Genomic DNA, 17757 nt, shown 5'->3' on the forward strand with positions numbered 1-17757 from the left:
AAGGTTTTCATGAAAGTCATTGATTCCATCGTCACCCAGGCCGCCGGCATTGCCGCCGTGCGCCGCGATATCCATGCCCACCCGGAGCTGTGTTTCGAAGAAGTGCGCACCGCCGATGTGGTGGCGCAAAAATTGACCGAGTGGGGCATTCCCATTCACCGCGGCATGGGCACCACCGGTGTGGTCGGCATCATCAAGAACGGCACCTCCAGCCGCGCGATCGGCCTGCGCGCCGACATGGACGCGCTGCCGATGCAGGAGTTCAACACCTTTGAACATGCCAGCAAGACCCAGGGCAAGATGCACGCCTGCGGCCATGACGGCCACACCGCCATGTTGCTGGCCGCTGCGCAGCACTTTGCCAAGAACCGCAATTTCGACGGCACGGTCTACCTGATTTTCCAGCCGGCCGAGGAGGGTGGCGGTGGCGCGCGCGAGATGATCAAGGACGGCTTGTTCGACAAGTTCCCGATGGACGCGGTGTTCGGCATGCACAACTGGCCCGGCACCCAGGTCGGCAAGTTTGCAGCCAGCACCGGCCCGGTGATGGCCTCGAGCAATGAATTCAAGATCACCATTCGCGGCAAGGGCGGCCACGCTGCATTGCCGCACAACGGCGTCGATCCGGTGCCGGTGGCCTGCGAGATGGTGCAGGCCTTCCAGACCATCATCAGCCGCAACAAGAAGCCGGTGGATGCCGGCGTGATTTCGGTCACCATGATCCATGCCGGCGAGGCCACCAACGTGATCCCCGACAGCTGCGAGCTGCAGGGCACGGTGCGCACCTTCACGCTGGAGGTGCTGGACCTGATTGAAAAACGAATGAAGCAGATCGCCGAGCACCTCTGCGCTGCGCATGACGCCGAGTGCGAGTTTGCGTTTGTGCGCAACTACCCGCCCACCATCAACCATGCGAAGGAAACCGAGTTTGCGCGCAAGGTGATGGCCGAGATCGTTGGCGAGGCCAACGTGATTGCCCAGGAACCGACCATGGGCGCGGAAGACTTCTCCTACATGCTGCAGGCCAAGCCGGGCGCTTATGTCTTTATTGCCAATGGCGACGGCGCGCACCGCGAGATGGGCCATGGCGGCGGTCCCTGCATGTTGCACAACCCGAGCTACGACTTCAACGATGACCTGATCCCGCTGGGGGCCACCTTCTGGGTGCGCCTGAGCGAAAGCTGGCTGGCCAAGGACGCAGCATGAGCGGAGTGACTGACGCTTTTTCCGGCACCTATGCCGAGGCACGCGGCAAATTCCTGGAAGCGGCCACTGCGGCCGGCCTGCAGGTCGATTCGCACCTGCACCCCGAAACCGGCCGCGAGGGCGAGGTGCTGGCCATGGACGTGGTGCGGGACGGCCCGGTCGACGCCCGCTCCCTGCTGATTCTCAGCAGCGCCTGCCATGGCGTTGAAGGTTACTGCGGTTCCGGCGTGCAGGTGTTTGCCTTGAGGGACGCCGAGTGGCGCGCCAAGGCCAGGGCGCAGGGCGTGGCGGTGCTCTATGTGCATGCGCTCAACCCCTATGGTTTTTCGCACATCCGGCGCACCACCCATGAAAACGTGGACCTGAACCGCAACTTCCATGACTTTTCGCAGACCTTGCCCGTCAACGAGGCTTACCGCGAGCTGCAGCCGCTGTTGCTGCCCGAGCAGTGGCCGCCCAACGACGACAACAAGGTGGCCACCGACCATTACATTGGCAGCCGCGGCATGGACGCCTACCAGGCCGCCATCACGCGCGGCCAGCATGAGTTCCCCGAGGGCCTGTTTTTCGGCGGCACCGCGCCGACCTGGAGCAACCAGACCCTGCGCAAGGTGCTGCAGACCCATGCGCGCCAAGCCAGGCGGGTGGCATGGATTGACGTTCACACCGGCCTGGGCCCCAGCGGTGTTGGCGAACGCATCTGCGCCTGCCGCGACGACAAGGCGGCGCTGGCCCGGGCACGCGCCTGGTGGGGCGGCGGCGGTGCGACACCGGTGACCTCGATTTACGATGGCTCGTCGAGCTCGGCTTTCCTGACGGGCCTGATGTGGACCTCGATCTACGACGAGTGCCCCGACGCGGAATACACCGGCATCGCGATGGAGTACGGCACCTTGCCGCCCTTCGAGATGATGCAGGCCCTGCGCGCCGAACACTGGCTCAATATCCACCGCGATGCGCCGCCGGCACTGGCCGCGCAGATCAAGCAGCAGATGATGGATGCGTTTTACGTGGACACCGACGCGTGGAAAGACCAGATCATCAGCCAGGCACGGGAGTCGTTGTTCCAGGCGGTGGATGGCCTGACTTCATAGTCTTTTCGGGTTCAAGTCCTTGAGATATAGGCGCATTCAGCTATAAAAACTATAGCGAATGCGCCTCTCTTTTTTTGTGGCTCAATCTTCCAGTTCGGCCTTGGCCATTTCCACGTCGAGCCGCTCCATCGCGTCCACTGGGGTGCTCGCGGCGGCCTGTTCGTAGAGCTTGGTGGCCTCTTTCATCCGCTTGTCGCCTTCGAGCATCACCATGCCGTTGGCGTATTCGATCATGGCGATGGCCGAGCCCGGGTTGAGCTTGAGGGACTCCTTGAACAGCGACAGTCCCACGTCCTTCTTGGCGCCGTAGGTCATGCCGCCGATCAGGGATCCGACCTTGTCAATCACCTCGGCATGAAAGGCGGCCAGTGCAATGTGCGCGTCGGCATGTTTGGGGCAGAGTCTGATGGCCTGCTCCAGCGCGTTCTTGACCTTGCTGCCCAGGCCCTGGGCGAGCGCCTTGGCCACGCTGATGCCCTGGCTGTAGCGCCCGAGGGCGTACGCCTGCCAGTACCAGGCGTTGGCGTTCTGGGGATCGGCAGCTTGCTGGGCTTCGGCGCGCTGGGCGACTTCCATGAACAGCTCGAGTTTGGTCTTTTCCCTGTTCTCGAGGTAGTTGGCGTAGATGGACGTGGCCTTGTTGGCCACGGTGATGCCGGCGCCGCCTGCCTTCAGGCCCGCTTCGGCGGCCTTCTGGAATTCGCCGTTATGGAACAGCACCCAGGCCTGCAGCACGGCGGCGTCCTTGGGCAAGGGCTCGCAGTCTCCCTGGTGCAGGCGGGCCCAGTTTTTCTTCAGGCTGGTGGCATCGAATGCATAGTCACCGGCGTGGGGGAAAGTAGTCCATTTGCCCATCGGTCGTCTCCTTGGAATTTATTGTTGGCTGGCTGAAAAATCGGCGATCAGGCGGGGCTGGTGTAGGCGCCCACCAGGGCCTGCAGGTGCATGCGCTGGCCCTGCGCGAGGTAGGGAATCAGCAGGTTGAGGACATGGTGCGCGCCGCGCAGCAGGGCGGCCTGGGCGTTCTCCGGCTCCAGTGCGTTGCGCGGGTCGCGCACGTATTCGAAACTCAGCCAGTAGGTCAGCACCACCACCATGCTGGTGGCCGTGGCCTCGACCTCGCGCGAGTCGATGCTGACGGTGTTGGCCCGGCTCATGCTGTCGAGCATGGTCTTGACCGAGCGGGTCTTGTTTTTCAGTACCCACTGGAAGTGGGTTTCCAGGCGCCGGTTCTTGCTGAGCAGGTCGTTGAGGTCGCGATACAGGAAGCGGTATTGCCAGATCAGCTCGAACAACGTGTGCATGAAGAACCAGGCGTCCTCGACATCACGCACGCTGTCGCTGGCGTTGAGCAGCTCGCTCAGGGAGCGCTCGTAGCGATCAAACAGCGAGTTGATCAGCTCGTCTTTGGCGGGGTAGTGGTAATAAAGGTTGCCGGGGCTGATGCCCAGTTCGGCCGAGATCAGCGTGGTTGAGACATTGGGTTCGCCGAAACGGTTGAACAGATCAAGCGTCACTTCCAGGATGCGTTCAGCAGTTCGGCGCGGCGCTTTTTTCGCCATGGTGTCTACCTCGTATTTTTATTCGACTCTAACCCACTCACCCGGGTGTTGGAATCAGGATAGTCGAGCGCCGGGCAGGGCGGGCCGGCGGTGCCTGCAGGGCGTGGCTCAGGTCCTCCATCATTTCCTCCAGTGAATTGATCGCGCGGCCCAGCCGGGTGGCGGCGGGGTGCTCGCTGACCAGGTGGCGCCGTGAATCCTCGAGCACCTCGAGGTTGAGCGAGATGCCGTGCCGGGCGAGCTTGGCCGACAGCGTGGTTTGGCGCGAGCGCAGCATGTCGCGGGTCTTCTGGTAGGCGTGTTCGGCCAGCTGGCGGCGCTGGGCATAACTGAAGGTGTTGGCCAGGAACAGCTCGGCGTCGCGGTGGTCCGGCTCGATCAGCACAATGTCGGTGTCGGGGTAGGCGTGTTCGTAGTGTTTCATGCCCAGCTCCAGCCGGGAATGGATCATGGAGCGGAAGGTCTGGCTCAGCACGGCCGGCAGTCCGCCGTCGACGATGCGCGGGATGGTCTGCCTTTCCATGGGCAGGCCGCGCTGCATCACACGCTGCGTCATGGACAGCCCGGGGACCCGCGTGGCGTCGAACGGCACCAGCGGATTGAGGCACAACATCAGGTCGATGCCGCCGTCCATGGCCACCCCGGCGTGCAGGGTTTTCTTCAGCGCACCGTCCACGTAATAGTGGTTGTCGATCTCCACCGGCGGAAACAGCCCTGGCAGGGCCGAGCTGGCCTGCACGGCTTTGGAAATCGGTACATGGTCCCAACCGGGCTGGCCAAAAGGTGCGGCGTCGCCGCTGTCCAGATTGGTGGCCACCAGCGTGAGCCGCGTCTTGAGCTTGCGGAAGTCGTTGGTCCGTCCTGCCTTGGAGAACAGCAGTGCCAGTCGCTTGTCCACCTCCTCGTTGGAGAACACGCCCGTCGGCAGGGCGGGGCCGAGTTTTTCGAGCGCGTTCAGCAGAGGCTTGCGTCCCACCGTGGCGCGCCACAAGGCGGTTGCTGCCAGGCCGGGCAGCATGATGCTGCGTCGCAAAAATTCGCCATAGGCCGGCACCATCAGCCAGGCCGGGTCGAACACCTCGGAGGCCTGGTGGTCGTTTTCAATGAAAGCGGCGCAAAGCTCTCGGGGTGTCATGCCGTTGGCCAGGCCCGCCGCGATGAAACCGCCGGCCGAAACGCCCACGTAGTGATGCAGTTTGGTCAGCGCCAGTCCCTGCAGTGATTCGTCCAGCGCACACAATGCACCGATTTCATAAATGGCGCCCAACGGTCCACCGCCCGCCAGCGCCAGAGCGATGCGCGGCGCGGCGGCAGGGAGTTTCGTCTTTTTCGCCTTGTTCGCTGGTTGCCGGGTAGGAGATTTTGCTGATGTCATGAATCGGAAGTGTAGACCGGGGCGTCTCGTGAATTTGCTGCTTTGCAGCAATCCTTCAGAGGGGAGCGGGCGAAAAAAAAGGACGCGTCAACGTCCTTTGTGGGGTCGAGGCCTCAGGTCTCAGGCCGACTTGCGGGCCGGTGCGCGCTTGGCGGCTGGTTTGCGCGCTGCGGTCTTGCCGGCGGCGGGTTTTGCGGCAGCACGTGGCGCTGCTTTGGATGCAGCCGGTTTGGCGCCCATTTTCTGCACGTTTTTGTTGAGCTCGTCGATGCGCGCGATGAGGGCGTCCACGTCCTTGGCAGAGGGCACGCCCAGCTTGTTCAGGGCCTTGGCGACACGCTCTTCGAAAATGTTCTCCAGCTTGTCCCACTGGGTGCCGGCTTTCGACGTGATGTCGGTCGCCATGGTGGCCATCTTGCTGGTGGCGGTGGAAATCTTCTCTTCGGCCACAGCCTGCGTCTTGCGCTGGATGGACAGACCTTCCTTGACCAGCGTCTCGAAGACCTTGCCGCCTTCTTCCTGCGCTTTGGAGAAGGCCCCGAGGCCGGCCAGCCAGATCTGCTGGGCCGATTCCTTCACGGCGCCCGAGAGCTGGGGACCGGATCTTTTGTCAGCGCTCATTTTTTGCAGTTTCTTGACCATGGGAACTCCTGTCGATAGGTGGATGACTGATTGGCGCCGCCTTTGGGAGGCACCCTTGTCAAAATATAAGCGCTGCAGGCGTGCAGGTTTAGGGGCGTGCTCCTAAAACGCTAGTGGTTCGCCCCACGGAAAAACGGCGCCAAACAGGGCGAGCGCGGGTTTCTGCTGACCGGCAGGCAACCGGGCTTGGGCAAGAATCTCCAAGTTCAGAGTTATCTTGCGGAGAACACAATGCAGTATTTCGTCACGGGAGCCACCGGCTTCATCGGTAAACGGCTGGTCAAGAAGCTTCTGGCGCGCAAGGGTGCGACGGTGTATTTCCTCATCCGCAAGGAAAGTGCTGGCAAGGTGGATGCCCTGCGTGACTATTGGGGCGTCAGTGCTGCCCGGGCGGTGCCTGTCCATGGCGATCTCACGGCGAAGAAACTCGGCGTCTCGAGCGAAGACGTCAAAAAACTCAAAGGCCAGATTGACCATTTTTACCATCTCGCGGCTGTTTACGACCTGAGCGCCGACGAGGAAAGCCAGATTGCCGTCAATGTGGACGGCACCCGCCACACGGTCGAGTTCGCCAAGGCCATCGAGGCCGGGCATTTCCACCATGTGAGTTCCATCGCTGCAGCCGGCCTGTACGAAGGCGTGTTCCGCGAGGACATGTTCGAGGAGGCCGAGAACTACGACCACCCGTATTTCATGACCAAGCATGAGAGCGAGAAAATCGTGCGCAAGGAGTGCAAAGTGCCCTGGACCGTGTTCCGTCCGGCCATGGTGGTGGGCGACAGCACCACTGGCGAGATGGACAAGATCGACGGGCCGTACTACTTCTTCAAGCTGATCCAGCGCATGCGCCAGCTGTTGCCGCCGTGGATGCCTGCCGTGGGTCTGGAGGGGGGACGCATCAACATCGTGCCGGTCGATTTTGTGGTCGATGCGCTGGACGTCATCAGCCACAAGGCAAGCATTGCCAAAAAATGCTTTCACCTGGTCGATCCGGTGGGGTACCGCGTTGGCGATGTGCTTGACATCTTCAGCCGGGCCGCGCATGCGCCCAAGATGAACCTGTTCGTCAATGCGGCCCTGCTCGGCTTCATCCCGCGCAGCGTCAAGAAAAGCCTGATGGCCCTGGCGCCAGTGCGCCGTGTACGCAATGCCATCATGGCCGACCTCGGCCTGCCTGAGGACATGTTGACTTTCGTCAACTACCCGACGCGTTTTGACTGCCGCGAAACGCTGGCCGCGCTGAAAGGCTCGGGCGTGGAATGCCCCAACCTGAAGGACTACGCCTGGCGCGTGTGGGACTATTGGGAGCGTCACCTCGACCCCGACCTGCACATCGACCGCTCGCTCAAGGGCACCGTCAGCGGCAAGGTGGTGCTGATCACCGGCGGGTCCTCGGGCATTGGCCTGGCGGCGGCCCACAAGTTTGCAGAAGCTGGCGCCATCACCCTCATCTGCGGTCGCGACCAGGACAAGCTCGACGAGGCCTGCAAGGAGGCGCGGGCCAAGGGATACCACTTCATCGCCTACCCGGTGGATATTGCCGACATGGCCGACTGCGACCGCTTTGTGCAGGTGCTGATCGAGAAACACGGCGGCGTTGATTTCCTCATCAACAACGCCGGCCGGTCGATTCGCCGCGCCATCGAGGCCAGTTATGACCGGTTTCATGATTTTGAGCGCACCATGCAGCTCAACTATTTCGGCTGCCTGCGGGTCACCATGGGCTTTTTGCCCGGCATGGTCGCCAGACACAAGGGCCATGTGGTCAATATCAGCTCGATCGGCGTGTTGACCAATGCACCGCGCTTTTCGGCCTACGTGGCCTCCAAATCGGCCCTGGATGCCTGGACACGTTGCGCGTCCAGCGAGTTTGCCGACCAGGGCATCACCTTCACCACCATCAACATGCCGCTGGTGCGCACACCGATGATCGCCCCGACCAACCTCTACAACAACGTACCGACCCTGAGCCCGGAGGAGGCCGCCGACCTGGTGGCCCAGGCCTGCATCTTCAAGCCGGTGCGCATCGCCACCCGCCTGGGCATTGCCGGCCAGGTGCTGCATGCGCTGCTGCCGCGCGTGGCGCAAATCGCCATGAACACCAGTTTCCGCATGTTCCCCGACTCATCGGCCGCCAAGGGCGCGAAGCCGGGCGACAAACCGGTCAAGCAGACGCTGTCGCCCGAGGCTGTAGCGCTGCAGCAGATGATGCGCGGAATACATTTCTGACCGTTCTTGCGACCTATCCGGAAAATCGCTCCCTGTGGGCGATTTTTTTGTTTATGCCCTGCGACGAAGGTGCATGTCGGCCGGAGCGCCAAAGGCATAATACAAGCGGGCGTCAAGAGGCGCAGGCGCATAGAGACACAGAGGGACAGGCTCATGATTGTGGTTACCGGAGGTGCGGGTTTCATCGGCGCCAATTTTGTTCTTGACTGGCTGGCCAGGCATGACGAGCCGGTTGTCAATCTGGACAAGCTCACGTACGCGGGCAACATGGAATCCCTGGCGACTTTGCGGGATGATCCGCGGCATGTTTTTGTCAAGGGCGACATTGGCGATAGCACGCTGGTGGCCGACTTGTTGGCCCGGCACCAGCCCCGCGCCGTCATCAATTTTGCGGCCGAATCCCATGTCGACCGCTCCATCTCAAGCCCGGAAGATTTCATCCAGACCAACATCGTTGGCACTTTCCGGTTGCTCGAGGCGGTCCGGGCCTGGTGGGGCGGTCAGGGCGCTGAGGCCAAGGCCGGCTTTCGTTTCCTGCATGTGTCGACCGATGAGGTATACGGCTCACTCGCACCCACGGAGGCCGCCTTCACGGAAACGCACCGGTACGAACCCAACAGCCCCTATTCCGCGAGCAAGGCCGCCAGCGACCATCTCGTGCGAGCCTACCACCACACCTATGGTTTGCCGGTGCTCACTACCAACTGCAGCAACAACTACGGCCCCTACCATTTCCCCGAAAAGCTGATTCCCCTGATGATTGTCAACGCGCTGGCCGGCAAACCCCTGCCGGTCTATGGCGATGGCATGCAGGTGCGCGATTGGCTCTATGTGAAAGACCATTGCAGCGCGATTCGCCGCGTGCTCGAAGCCGGCAGGGCGGGCGAGGTCTACAACGTGGGCGGCTGGAACGAAAAGCCCAACATCGCCATTGTGAACATCGTCTGCGACCTGCTCGACGAACTTCGGTCGCGCCCCGATGGAAAGCATTACCGCGAGCAGATCAGCTATGTCAAGGACCGCCCGGGCCATGACCGCCGCTACGCCATCGACGCCGGGAAAATCCAGCGCGAGCTGGGCTGGAAGCCGGCCGAGACCTTTGAAACCGGGATACGCAAGACGGTGCAGTGGTACCTGGCCAACCCGGAGTGGGTGGCGCATGTTCAAAGCGGGGCGTACAGGGACTGGGTTGACACCCACTATGCCGGCGTGACCGCTGCATGAAAATCCTGCTTTTCGGAAAAAACGGCCAGATCGGCTGGGAATTGCAGCGCAGCCTGGCGCCTTTGGGTGAAATTGTTGCGCTGGACCGGCACAGCACGGAGCTGTGCGGTGATCTCGCGAATCTGGCCGGGATCAGCGCCACAGTGCACCAGGTGCGGCCCGACGTCATCATCAATGCCGCCGCCTATACCGCAGTGGACAAAGCAGAAAGCGATGTGGCAACCGCCTATGCAGTGAACGCCGAAGCGCCGGGCGTGCTTGCCGAAGCCGCCAGCGCCGTCGGTGCGTGGCTGGTTCACTATTCGACCGATTATGTTTTTGACGGCAGCGGCAGCAAGCCGTGGGCAGAAAGCGACCCGACCGGTCCGCTCAATGTGTATGGGCAGACCAAGCTCGAAGGCGAGCAGCGCATCGCGGCCCGGTGCGCGACGCACCTGATTTTGCGAACCAGCTGGGTTTATTCGGCGCGCGGGGGCAACTTTGCCAAAACAATGCTCAGGCTGGGCAGGGAGCGCGACCGCTTGAGCGTCATCGACGACCAGTTTGGTGCACCGACCGGTGCCGATTTACTGGCTGACCTCACGGCCCACATGGTGCGCAGCGCGCTGCCGGGAAGCGCTGGCGACCTCGCGGGGATCTACCACGCGGCTGCTGCTGGCGAGACCTCATGGCACGGTTATGCGCGTTTCGTCGTCGATTTCGCGTCAAAATCCGGCGTGGACCTCAAGGCATCTCCCTCCACGATGGATCCGGTTCCAACGACGGCGTTCCCCACGCCGGCCACGCGTCCGCACAACTCCCGCCTGAACACCGCTAAACTGCAGGCCAGCTTTGACCTGCAGCTTCCCGCGTGGCAGCAAGGTGTTGCCCGCATGCTGGCAGAAATCATCTGACGACCTATTCATGACTCAACGCAAAGGCATTGTCCTCGCCGGCGGCTCCGGCACCCGTCTGCATCCGGCCACCCTGGCCATGAGCAAGCAATTGCTGCCGGTGTATGACAAGCCCATGGTGTATTACCCGCTGAGCACGCTGATGATCGCGGGCATCCGCGAGGTGCTGATCATCAGCACGCCGCAGGACACGCCGCGCTTCGAGCAACTTCTGGGTGACGGTTCGCAATGGGGCATGAAGCTTCAGTATGCGGTGCAGCCCAATCCCGACGGGCTGGCGCAGGCGTTCATCATTGGCGAGGATTTTCTGGCCGGCGCACCCAGCGCGCTGGTGCTCGGCGACAATATTTTCTACGGGCACGACCTGCAAAAGCTGCTGCTGCAGGCCGATACCCAGCAAGCGGGCGCGACGGTTTTTGCCTACCACGTGCAGGATCCCGAGCGTTATGGGGTCGTGGCCTTCGACGCGGCCGGCAAGGCAGGCAGCATTGAAGAAAAACCGGCTGTGCCTAAAAGCAGCTATGCCGTCACAGGCTTGTATTTTTATGACAATCAGGTCGTCGATATTGCCAAATCCATCAAGCCTAGTGCTCGTGGTGAACTGGAAATCACGACCGTCAACCAGGTTTATCTGGAGCGCGCCCAGTTGAAGGTGCAAATCCTGCAGCGCGGCTACGCTTGGCTGGACACCGGTACCCATGACAGCCTGCTCGATGCCAGCCAGTTCATCGCGACACTGGAGCATCGCCAGGGTCTGAAAATCGCATGCCCCGAAGAGATCGCCTGGAGAAATGGTTTTATCGGCGACGGCCAACTAGAAAAGCTGGCGCAGCCGCTCGCAAAGAACGGCTATGGGCAGTACCTGCTCAGTCTCCTGTCATCCCGGGCCTGACCCGGGATCCATGCCTTGGAATTTGATCATGGAAGTAACTACTACAACTATCGCCGATGTGTTGATCATCGAGCCCAAAGTGTTCAGCGACGAGCGTGGGTTCTTTTTTGAGAGTTTCAACCAGCGCGAATTCAATGCTGCGACGCGCACCGATCTTTGCTTTGTGCAGGACAACCATAGCCGTTCTGCCAAAGGCGTGTTGCGTGGTCTGCATTACCAGTTGGGTCAGCCGCAGGGCAAGCTGGTGCGCGTGGTTCGCGGCGCTGTCTTCGACGTGGTCGTCGATATCCGCCCCGCGTCGCCGACCTTCGGAACATGGTTTGGCCTGGAATTGAACGAGCACGATCACCGCCAGCTCTGGGTTCCTCCCGGACTGGCGCATGGGTTTTTAGTCATCAGTGATTCGGCGGACCTGTTGTATAAAACCACTGACTATTACGCGCCAGAGTTCGAGCGGTGTATCGCATGGGATGATCCAACACTGTCCATCGCGTGGCCCTTGAGCGGCAACTGGCCACAACTCTCGATTAAGGATCAGGCTGGCGAACACATGGTTTTTGACGGTGCGCGCTAAGTTTCCGTTTGTTGGATAAACTTAGTCCCAAGTTGTGTTCACGTAGAATCTAAAAAAAACTAGATCGAATCAAATGAAAGCTGTAATTCTTGCTGGTGGACTGGGTACGCGAATTAGCGAAGAGACTTCCATAAAACCCAAGCCGATGATAGAAATTGGGGGCAGGCCGATTCTCTGGCACCTCATGAAAATCTATGCATCTCATGGTGTAAATGACTTTGTTATTTGCTGTGGCTACAAGGGCTATGTCATAAAGGAATACTTTGCCAATTATTTCCTTCATATGTCGGATGTGACGTTTGACATGGCGGCGAACTCAATGCAAGTTCATCGGCAGAAGGCTGAGCCATGGCGAGTCACCTTGGTCGACACGGGCGAGACCACTCAGACGGGAGGGCGTTTAAAACGTGTTGCCGAGTACCTAGGCGATGAGGATTTTTGCATGACTTACGGCGATGGTGTTGGGGATATCAATATCACCGCAACCCTCGCCTTTCATAATGCACATGGGCGTATTGCAACAATGACTGCCACCCAGCCGCCAGGCCGCTTTGGGGCTTTGGGCCTGGAGGGTACTTCGGTCCGCAGTTTTCTTGAAAAGCCCCATGGTGACGGCGGCTGGATCAACGGCGGATTTTTCGTTCTGTCCCCGAAAGTTCTTGACTTGATTGACGGCGACGAATCGATATGGGAGCGCAAGCCGCTTGAAGAGCTGGCGCGCACCGATCAGCTTCAGGCCTATTTGCACCATGGTTTCTGGCAGCCGATGGATACGCTGCGCGACAAAAATCAGCTCGAGGAATTGTGGGCTTCGGGCAAGGCGCCATGGAAGTTGTGGTGATGCAGGATTCTTTCTGGCGTGGCCGCAAGGTATTCCTGACGGGTCATACGGGCTTTAAGGGTGGCTGGTTGTGTCTTTGGCTGCAAAGTCTGGGTGCAGAAATAACAGGATTTGCGCTGGAGCCGCCTACCAGCCCGAGTCTCTTCGAGGTTGCCGGCGTGGCACAGGGAATGACTTCCATCATTGGCGATATCCGGGACGGTGCTGCCTTGTCCCGCGCGGTGAAGGAGGCTCGCCCTGAGGTGGTCATTCACATGGCGGCGCAACCCCTTGTGCGCTATTCCTACGATCATCCGGTGGAAACCTATTCCACCAATGTGATGGGCACGGTGCACCTGTTGGAAGCTGTGCGAGCCGCAGGCACTGTTCGTTCGGTGGTTGTTGTGACCAGCGACAAGTGTTATGAAAATAAAGAGTGGGTATGGGGCTATCGCGAGAACGAGCCAATGGGTGGTTACGATCCCTATAGCAACAGCAAGGGCTGCTCCGAATTGGTCGTCTCGTCTTACCGGGCCTCTTATTTCAATCCCGCCACTTATGCGAAGCATGGTGTGGCGGTGGCGACAGCCCGGGCGGGCAATGTGATCGGTGGTGGTGACTGGGCTGCCGACCGGCTGATACCCGATATGTTGCGTGCGATGGAGGCTGGTCGACCGGTTTTGATTCGCAGCCCCCACGCCATCCGCCCCTGGCAGCATGTTCTGGAACCCCTGAAAGGGTACTTGGTGCTTGCTGAGAAGCTTTACGAAAAAGGTGCAGAGTTCGCGGAGGGATGGAATTTTGGTCCACATGATGTGGACGCCAAGCCGGTGGAGTGGATCGTCGGGAAAATGACAGAGCAATGGGGCGACGATGCGTCATGGGTATTAGATGGTCAGAGCAGTCTGCATGAGGCGCACTTTTTAAAGCTCGATTGCTCAAAGGCGCAGTCCCGTCTTGACTGGCACCCGCGCTGGAGGATTGAGCAGGCCATTGAAAGAATTGTTGTTTGGCATCGGGCCTATCTTGCAGGGCAGAACATGCGGGACATAGCCCTGGGCCAAATTGAGGGCTACCAACTGTGATTTCATGTTTTGGGAAACGCTGCGGCATTTCATTTTGCTAATTGTTTTTTGAGTTTTTATTTTTTCAATAACTTCGATATAAACACTATGAACGCTAATATTTTTGATGACCTTTTTGTCCTGGAAATGGCCAGTAACCACCAGGGGAATCTTGAGCGCGGTTTGGCCATCGTGGACCAGTACGCAAAAATTGTCAGGTTCAACAATGTCCGTGCGGCAATCAAGCTTCAGTTTCGCGATCTTGACAACTTTGTGCACAAGGATTTCATCGGCCGTGAAGACATACGTTATGTCAAGCGGGTCAGTGATACCAAGCTGTCCAAAGATGAATTCGCCACGCTGGTCGAAGCCATTGTTCGCAGCGGATGTATTCCCATGGCCACGCCTTTCGATGAAAAGTCGGTGGACTGGTGTGTTGAGTTCAACATGCCCATCATCAAGGTTGCAAGTGCCGACAATAACGACTGGCTTTTGCTGGAAAAGATTGCCTCCACCCGCAAACCCGTCATCGTTTCCCTGGGTGGTCTGTCGCAAAAGGATAACGACGATCTGGTGACATTCTTTGAGAACAGGAGTATCCCGCTTGCGCTCAATCATTGTGTTGCAGCCTATCCCCACGAGGATGCGGAAGCCGAATTGAATCAGGTTGACTTTCTCCGCCAGCGCTATCCGAACCACGTGATTGGTTATTCCTGCCATGAGTACCATGACTGGACCTCTTCCGTGCAGATAGCCTATGCAAAAGGCGCCCGGACATTTGAGCGTCATGTGGACATCGATACTGATGGATTCAAAGTCGCCACCTATTCGTCGCTCCCTCACCAGATCGACACATGGTTCAAGAGCTGGCACAAGGCGCGCGAAATGTGCGGCAATCCGGGAACGCAACGCAGGGCGCCGCTGGCACGCGAGACGGCCTATCTTGATTCCTACATTCGGGGCGTATACGCCAAGCACGATCTGCAGAAGGGACAACTTCTGACGGAAGACGATGTTTACCTCTCCATCCCATTGCAGAAGGGTCAAATCTCCAGCCGCGAACTGATGCTGGGGAAATTTGGTCACCGCATGCTCGACGCGTGCAAGAAGGACGCGGCCTTGACCATCGATGTTCTGGATACGCCTTATGCCAACAACGAAGCGCTGAAGAAAAGTATTTATGAGCGTGGTCTTTGACCGACTGCTTGTAGCCTTGCTTTCAGAAATGGTTGTTGGTCCATATTTCACTTTTAAGCTGTGCCTAAGCAGACGGTAGTCATTTTTGGCGCATCTGGTGCAATCGGTCAGGCGCTTTGCGGGAGTTTTCTTGCAAAGGACTATGCGGTAACGGCAGTCAGCCGTCGAGGGGTGGCTCCTAATGGGGCTCAGTCCGGGGCCGACTGGCTGGCTTGGGACGCATTGGATGGCGACGCAAAGTTTCCTTCCGGTTATTCCCGGCAGTTCGACGCAGTCGTCTGGGCGCAGGGAGCGAATTGCAGCGACGACATCCACACCTTTGATTTGAAGGTGCATGAGTCGCTGTATGCCGCCAACGTCACTTACATACTTCTGGCCCTGCAAGCCATGTTGCGTGGGGGCCTGCTGGCCCAGTCGGCGCGCCTTTGTATCATCAGTTCAATCTGGCAGAACCTGGCCCGTCAAAACAAGCTTTCGTACTGCATCACCAAGTCTGCGTTGCACGGCCTGGTGCAGTCCCTTGCAGTTGATCTCGGCCAATCTGGATATCTCGTGAATGCCGTACTGCCTGGTGCTCTGGACACGCCCATGACCCGGGCTAATCTCAGTGGTGAACAAATCAGCCGTCTTGAAGCGGCGACTCCTCTGGGAAGCCTCCCCGGGTTGAATGACGTATGCCAACTCGTTGGCTTCCTGTGCTCGCGGGAAAATACGGGCATCACTGGACAGTTTGTCGCAGCCGACAGGGGATTTTCATATGCAAGAATCGTTTGAAGTTTCGGCTTCTGGTGGAAGCTACAGAGTGGTTGTGGGGCGGGGCTTGCTCAAGCAAATCATCGCTGATAACCCGGATGCGCTGTTTTTGATTGACGATTATTTTGCGACCCTGCTACCGGTGCCTGCGGAGCGGAAAATATTGGTCAACGCTGCGGAAAGCAACAAGGCCCTGGAGTGCATGGCCGGCATTATCCTGAAGTTACGCGAACTGGGGGCCAATCGGGCAACCCATTTGGTCGTGGTGGGCGGGGGCGTTATTCAGGACATTGCCACATTTTCAGCTTCGATTTATATGCGGGGAATTCGCTGGACGTATATGCCCAGCACTTTGCTCAGTATGGCCGACTCGTGTATAGGCGGAAAGTCGTCGATCAATGTGCTGGGTTACAAGAACCTCGTGGGCAATTTCTATCCGCCGAAAGAGGTCGTGATCGACGTTGATTTCGCCGCCACTCTGGACCCTGAAATGATTGTGGGTGGCTTGTTTGAAGCGGGGAAAATCTGCTACGCGCGCGGTTATGACGACTTTCAAGCCTATCTTTCGGATGATCCTGGTGTGCGAATGTCGACGGACACCCTTCAACGGGTGCTCGTGCGCTCACTCAAAACCAAAAAGTGGTTTATCGAGACCGATGAATTTGACCAAAAGGAAAGGTTGCTGCTGAATTTTGGCCATACCTTTGGTCACGCGATTGAGGCCAGCACGCATTTTGGCGTTTCTCACGGGGTGGCCGTCGGCATTGGCATGATGGTTGCCGTTGAGTTTGCAAAAGCCCGGGGATGGCTGTCGCAAACCGGCCTGAAAAGAACTGAGGTTCTCGCAAGCCACGTTCGTTCATTGCTTTCGCTGGATGGCAGGGGTCTCGTCGTTTCACCTCCGGTGATCCACCTGGATCTGGCGCTGGAAAAATTCGATAATGACAAGAAGCATCTTTCCGGTGTCTACCGCATGGTTTGTCCTCGTCGGGATGGTGAACTTGAACTGGTTTCAGAGCCAAAGAACAGTGATGTCTTGCGTGATATCGCTTTTGCTTATGAGAACGCACTGAAAGCCATTACCTGGGAGGTCCTGCCAGTTTCCGGCGACAAAATAGGGGCCGGTGTCACCCCAGTGCACCCGGCTGTACAACAACAGATGTGATGCAGGTAACGCAGGCAAACCAATGACACCTTGGCATTTTGAACAGGATCTGGATTTTATTACCGGCGCCGCCGCGGACGTCTGGCCGTCACTGCGTGGAGCCCGGCTGTTTATTACCGGGGGTACCGGTTTTATCGGATGTTGGCTGCTGGAAAGCCTGCGTCACGCAGACCAGCGCCATCATCTCGGTGTGCAGGCCACTGTTCTGACTCGGGATCCCGAGGCTTTTCGGCGCAAGGTCCCCCACCTGGCTGACTATCCCGGTTTCAGTTTTATTGCTGGCGATGTCTGTAATTTCGAAACACCCCCGGGCGAATTCACTCACTTGATCCACGCCGCTACTGACGCCAGCGCCGATCTCAACGAAAATGATCCCCGGCGCATGTTTGACACGGTGCTGCAGGGAACACGCAGGGCACTTGATTTCGCGGTAGAAAAAGCGGTGGGTCGGGTGCTCTTTCTCAGTTCAGGGGCCGTCTATGGTCAGCAGCCCTGGGAGATGGAAAAAGTGGCAGAGGACTGGACCGGTGGTCCCAGCTGTACTGATCCTCGCGCTGCCTATGCGGAAGGTAAAAGGGCGGCGGAAATGTTGTGCGCCATTTATCAGAAGCAGTTTGGGGTGAAAATTTCGACCGCCCGCATATTTGCCTTGCTTGGACCCTATTTGTCTTTGGACATCCACTTTGCGGCCGGGAATTTCATACGCGACGCGATGCAAGGAAAATCGATCACGGTCAATGGCAATGGTTTGCCGTGCCGGTCCTATCTTTACGCTTCAGATCTTACGCTATGGCTGTGGCACATGCTGGTTCGTGCAGAACCGGGCAAATCTTACAACGTAGGATCTGACGTATCCATATCTGTGCGGGAGTTGGCCGAGACGGTATCTGATACCCTTGGCAAAGTAGGTTACAAAGTGCTCGGTGCCCCGGATCAAGGCTGGAACCTCGGACGTTATGTCCCGGATACCAGCCTCATCGGCCACGATCTTGGCCTGCATCAAACAATTGGCTTGAATGAAGCAATACGCAGAACTGCGCTCTGGCATGGATGGAAAGGAAAATAAG

17 protein-coding genes are annotated in these 17757 nt (G+C 58.9%); 13 read left to right on the plus strand and 4 right to left on the minus strand.

Translation table 11 applies throughout. The features are described from left to right. Positions 1-9 precede the first annotated feature (9 nt). Positions 10-1206 (plus strand): M20 aminoacylase family protein, encoded by a 1197-nt coding sequence (locus tag AAG813_RS11410; RefSeq protein WP_300517661.1) that lies wholly within the window; start codon positions 10-12, stop codon positions 1204-1206. Next, positions 1203-2300 carry a M14 family metallopeptidase gene (locus AAG813_RS11415; protein ID WP_341914989.1) on the plus strand — a complete coding sequence of 366 codons (1098 nt, stop codon included), beginning with the start codon at positions 1203-1205 and terminating at the stop codon, positions 2298-2300. The genes AAG813_RS11410 and AAG813_RS11415 overlap by 4 nt, the downstream gene beginning before the upstream one ends. An 81-nt stretch (positions 2301-2381) precedes the next feature. On the opposite strand, the gene AAG813_RS11420 is transcribed toward AAG813_RS11415, so the two are convergent. The 4 genes from AAG813_RS11420 to AAG813_RS11435 form a co-directional block, all read right to left on the minus strand. Then, entirely contained in the window at positions 2382-3155 is a 774-nt protein-coding gene (locus AAG813_RS11420; protein ID WP_341914991.1) for a hypothetical protein, read from the minus strand. A gap of 47 nt (positions 3156-3202) precedes the next feature. Further along, entirely contained in the window at positions 3203-3862 is a 660-nt protein-coding gene (locus AAG813_RS11425) for a TetR/AcrR family transcriptional regulator (RefSeq protein WP_341914993.1), read from the minus strand. A gap of 37 nt (positions 3863-3899) precedes the next feature. After that, the gene (locus tag AAG813_RS11430) at positions 3900-5237 is read right to left on the minus strand and encodes a patatin-like phospholipase family protein (RefSeq protein ID WP_341914995.1); all 1338 of its coding nucleotides are present in this window, start codon (positions 5235-5237) and stop codon (positions 3900-3902) included. Positions 5238-5357: 120 nt separating this feature from the next. Continuing rightward, a complete protein-coding gene (locus AAG813_RS11435) occupies positions 5358-5879 on the minus strand; it encodes a phasin family protein (RefSeq protein ID WP_341914997.1) in 522 nt (173 codons plus the stop codon). A gap of 231 nt (positions 5880-6110) precedes the next feature. Here AAG813_RS11435 and AAG813_RS11440 point away from each other — a divergent pair, with 231 nt between their 5' ends. From AAG813_RS11440 to AAG813_RS11490, 11 genes are all read left to right on the plus strand, one after another. Further along, the gene (locus AAG813_RS11440; protein WP_341914999.1) at positions 6111-8108 is read left to right on the plus strand and encodes an SDR family oxidoreductase; all 1998 of its coding nucleotides are present in this window, start codon (positions 6111-6113) and stop codon (positions 8106-8108) included. Between the two features lie 153 nt (positions 8109-8261). Next, complete coding sequence (rfbB, locus tag AAG813_RS11445; RefSeq protein WP_341915001.1) at positions 8262-9332, plus strand: dTDP-glucose 4,6-dehydratase; 1071 nt, start codon at positions 8262-8264, stop codon at positions 9330-9332. Further along, complete coding sequence (gene rfbD, locus AAG813_RS11450; RefSeq protein ID WP_341915003.1) at positions 9329-10225, plus strand: dTDP-4-dehydrorhamnose reductase; 897 nt, start codon at positions 9329-9331, stop codon at positions 10223-10225. Before rfbB ends, rfbD begins: the two co-directional genes overlap by 4 nt. A gap of 10 nt (positions 10226-10235) precedes the next feature. Continuing rightward, entirely contained in the window at positions 10236-11117 is an 882-nt protein-coding gene (gene rfbA / locus AAG813_RS11455; RefSeq protein WP_341915087.1) for a glucose-1-phosphate thymidylyltransferase RfbA, read from the plus strand. Positions 11118-11145: 28 nt separating this feature from the next. Further along, positions 11146-11691 (plus strand): dTDP-4-dehydrorhamnose 3,5-epimerase, encoded by a 546-nt coding sequence (gene rfbC, locus AAG813_RS11460; RefSeq protein WP_341915006.1) that lies wholly within the window; start codon positions 11146-11148, stop codon positions 11689-11691. Between the two features lie 73 nt (positions 11692-11764). Further along, complete coding sequence (gene rfbF, locus AAG813_RS11465) at positions 11765-12532, plus strand: glucose-1-phosphate cytidylyltransferase (protein ID WP_341915008.1); 768 nt, start codon at positions 11765-11767, stop codon at positions 12530-12532. Beyond that, positions 12517-13596, plus strand: a complete 1080-nt coding sequence (gene rfbG / locus AAG813_RS11470) for a CDP-glucose 4,6-dehydratase (protein ID WP_341915010.1) — start codon at positions 12517-12519, stop codon at positions 13594-13596. Before rfbF ends, rfbG begins: the two co-directional genes overlap by 16 nt. An 87-nt stretch (positions 13597-13683) precedes the next feature. Further along, entirely contained in the window at positions 13684-14772 is a 1089-nt protein-coding gene (locus tag AAG813_RS11475) for an N-acetylneuraminate synthase family protein (RefSeq protein ID WP_341915012.1), read from the plus strand. Between the two features lie 60 nt (positions 14773-14832). Further along, on the plus strand, positions 14833-15546 hold the full coding sequence (locus AAG813_RS11480; protein ID WP_341915014.1) for an SDR family oxidoreductase: 714 nt from the start codon (positions 14833-14835) through the stop codon (positions 15544-15546). Continuing rightward, positions 15530-16690, plus strand: a complete 1161-nt coding sequence (locus AAG813_RS11485) for a 3-dehydroquinate synthase family protein (RefSeq protein ID WP_341915017.1) — start codon at positions 15530-15532, stop codon at positions 16688-16690. Before AAG813_RS11480 ends, AAG813_RS11485 begins: the two co-directional genes overlap by 17 nt. A gap of 22 nt (positions 16691-16712) precedes the next feature. Continuing rightward, positions 16713-17756, plus strand: coding sequence for an NAD-dependent epimerase/dehydratase family protein (locus AAG813_RS11490; RefSeq protein WP_341915019.1), 1044 nt, complete (start codon positions 16713-16715; stop codon positions 17754-17756). Position 17757 lies beyond the last annotated feature (1 nt).

This window comes from Polaromonas sp. YR568 (genome assembly GCF_943371715.1).
Taxonomy (GTDB): Bacteria; Pseudomonadota; Gammaproteobacteria; order Burkholderiales; family Burkholderiaceae_C; genus Polaromonas.

Excerpts from the sequence above, each read along its gene's own strand:
- AAG813_RS11415 (WP_341914989.1), top strand. The coding sequence starts at position 1,203 with ATGAGCGGAGTGACTGACGCTTTTTCCGGCACCTATGCCGAGGCACGC.
- rfbF (WP_341915008.1), top strand. The coding sequence starts at position 11,765 with ATGAAAGCTGTAATTCTTGCTGGTGGACTGGGTACGCGAATTAGCGAA.
- AAG813_RS11425 (WP_341914993.1), bottom strand. The coding sequence starts at position 3,862 with ATGGCGAAAAAAGCGCCGCGCCGAACTGCTGAACGCATCCTGGAAGTG.
- AAG813_RS11440 (WP_341914999.1), top strand. The coding sequence starts at position 6,111 with ATGCAGTATTTCGTCACGGGAGCCACCGGCTTCATCGGTAAACGGCTG.
- AAG813_RS11475 (WP_341915012.1), top strand. The coding sequence starts at position 13,684 with ATGAACGCTAATATTTTTGATGACCTTTTTGTCCTGGAAATGGCCAGT.
- AAG813_RS11430 (WP_341914995.1), bottom strand. The coding sequence starts at position 5,237 with ATGACATCAGCAAAATCTCCTACCCGGCAACCAGCGAACAAGGCGAAA.
- AAG813_RS11485 (WP_341915017.1), top strand. The coding sequence starts at position 15,530 with ATGCAAGAATCGTTTGAAGTTTCGGCTTCTGGTGGAAGCTACAGAGTG.
- rfbC (WP_341915006.1), top strand. The coding sequence starts at position 11,146 with ATGGAAGTAACTACTACAACTATCGCCGATGTGTTGATCATCGAGCCC.
- rfbG (WP_341915010.1), top strand. The coding sequence starts at position 12,517 with ATGGAAGTTGTGGTGATGCAGGATTCTTTCTGGCGTGGCCGCAAGGTA.
- AAG813_RS11490 (WP_341915019.1), top strand. The coding sequence starts at position 16,713 with ATGACACCTTGGCATTTTGAACAGGATCTGGATTTTATTACCGGCGCC.
- rfbD (WP_341915003.1), top strand. The coding sequence starts at position 9,329 with ATGAAAATCCTGCTTTTCGGAAAAAACGGCCAGATCGGCTGGGAATTG.
- rfbB (WP_341915001.1), top strand. The coding sequence starts at position 8,262 with ATGATTGTGGTTACCGGAGGTGCGGGTTTCATCGGCGCCAATTTTGTT.
- AAG813_RS11410 (WP_300517661.1), top strand. The coding sequence starts at position 10 with ATGAAAGTCATTGATTCCATCGTCACCCAGGCCGCCGGCATTGCCGCC.
- rfbA (WP_341915087.1), top strand. The coding sequence starts at position 10,236 with ATGACTCAACGCAAAGGCATTGTCCTCGCCGGCGGCTCCGGCACCCGT.
- AAG813_RS11420 (WP_341914991.1), bottom strand. The coding sequence starts at position 3,155 with ATGGGCAAATGGACTACTTTCCCCCACGCCGGTGACTATGCATTCGAT.
- AAG813_RS11435 (WP_341914997.1), bottom strand. The coding sequence starts at position 5,879 with ATGGTCAAGAAACTGCAAAAAATGAGCGCTGACAAAAGATCCGGTCCC.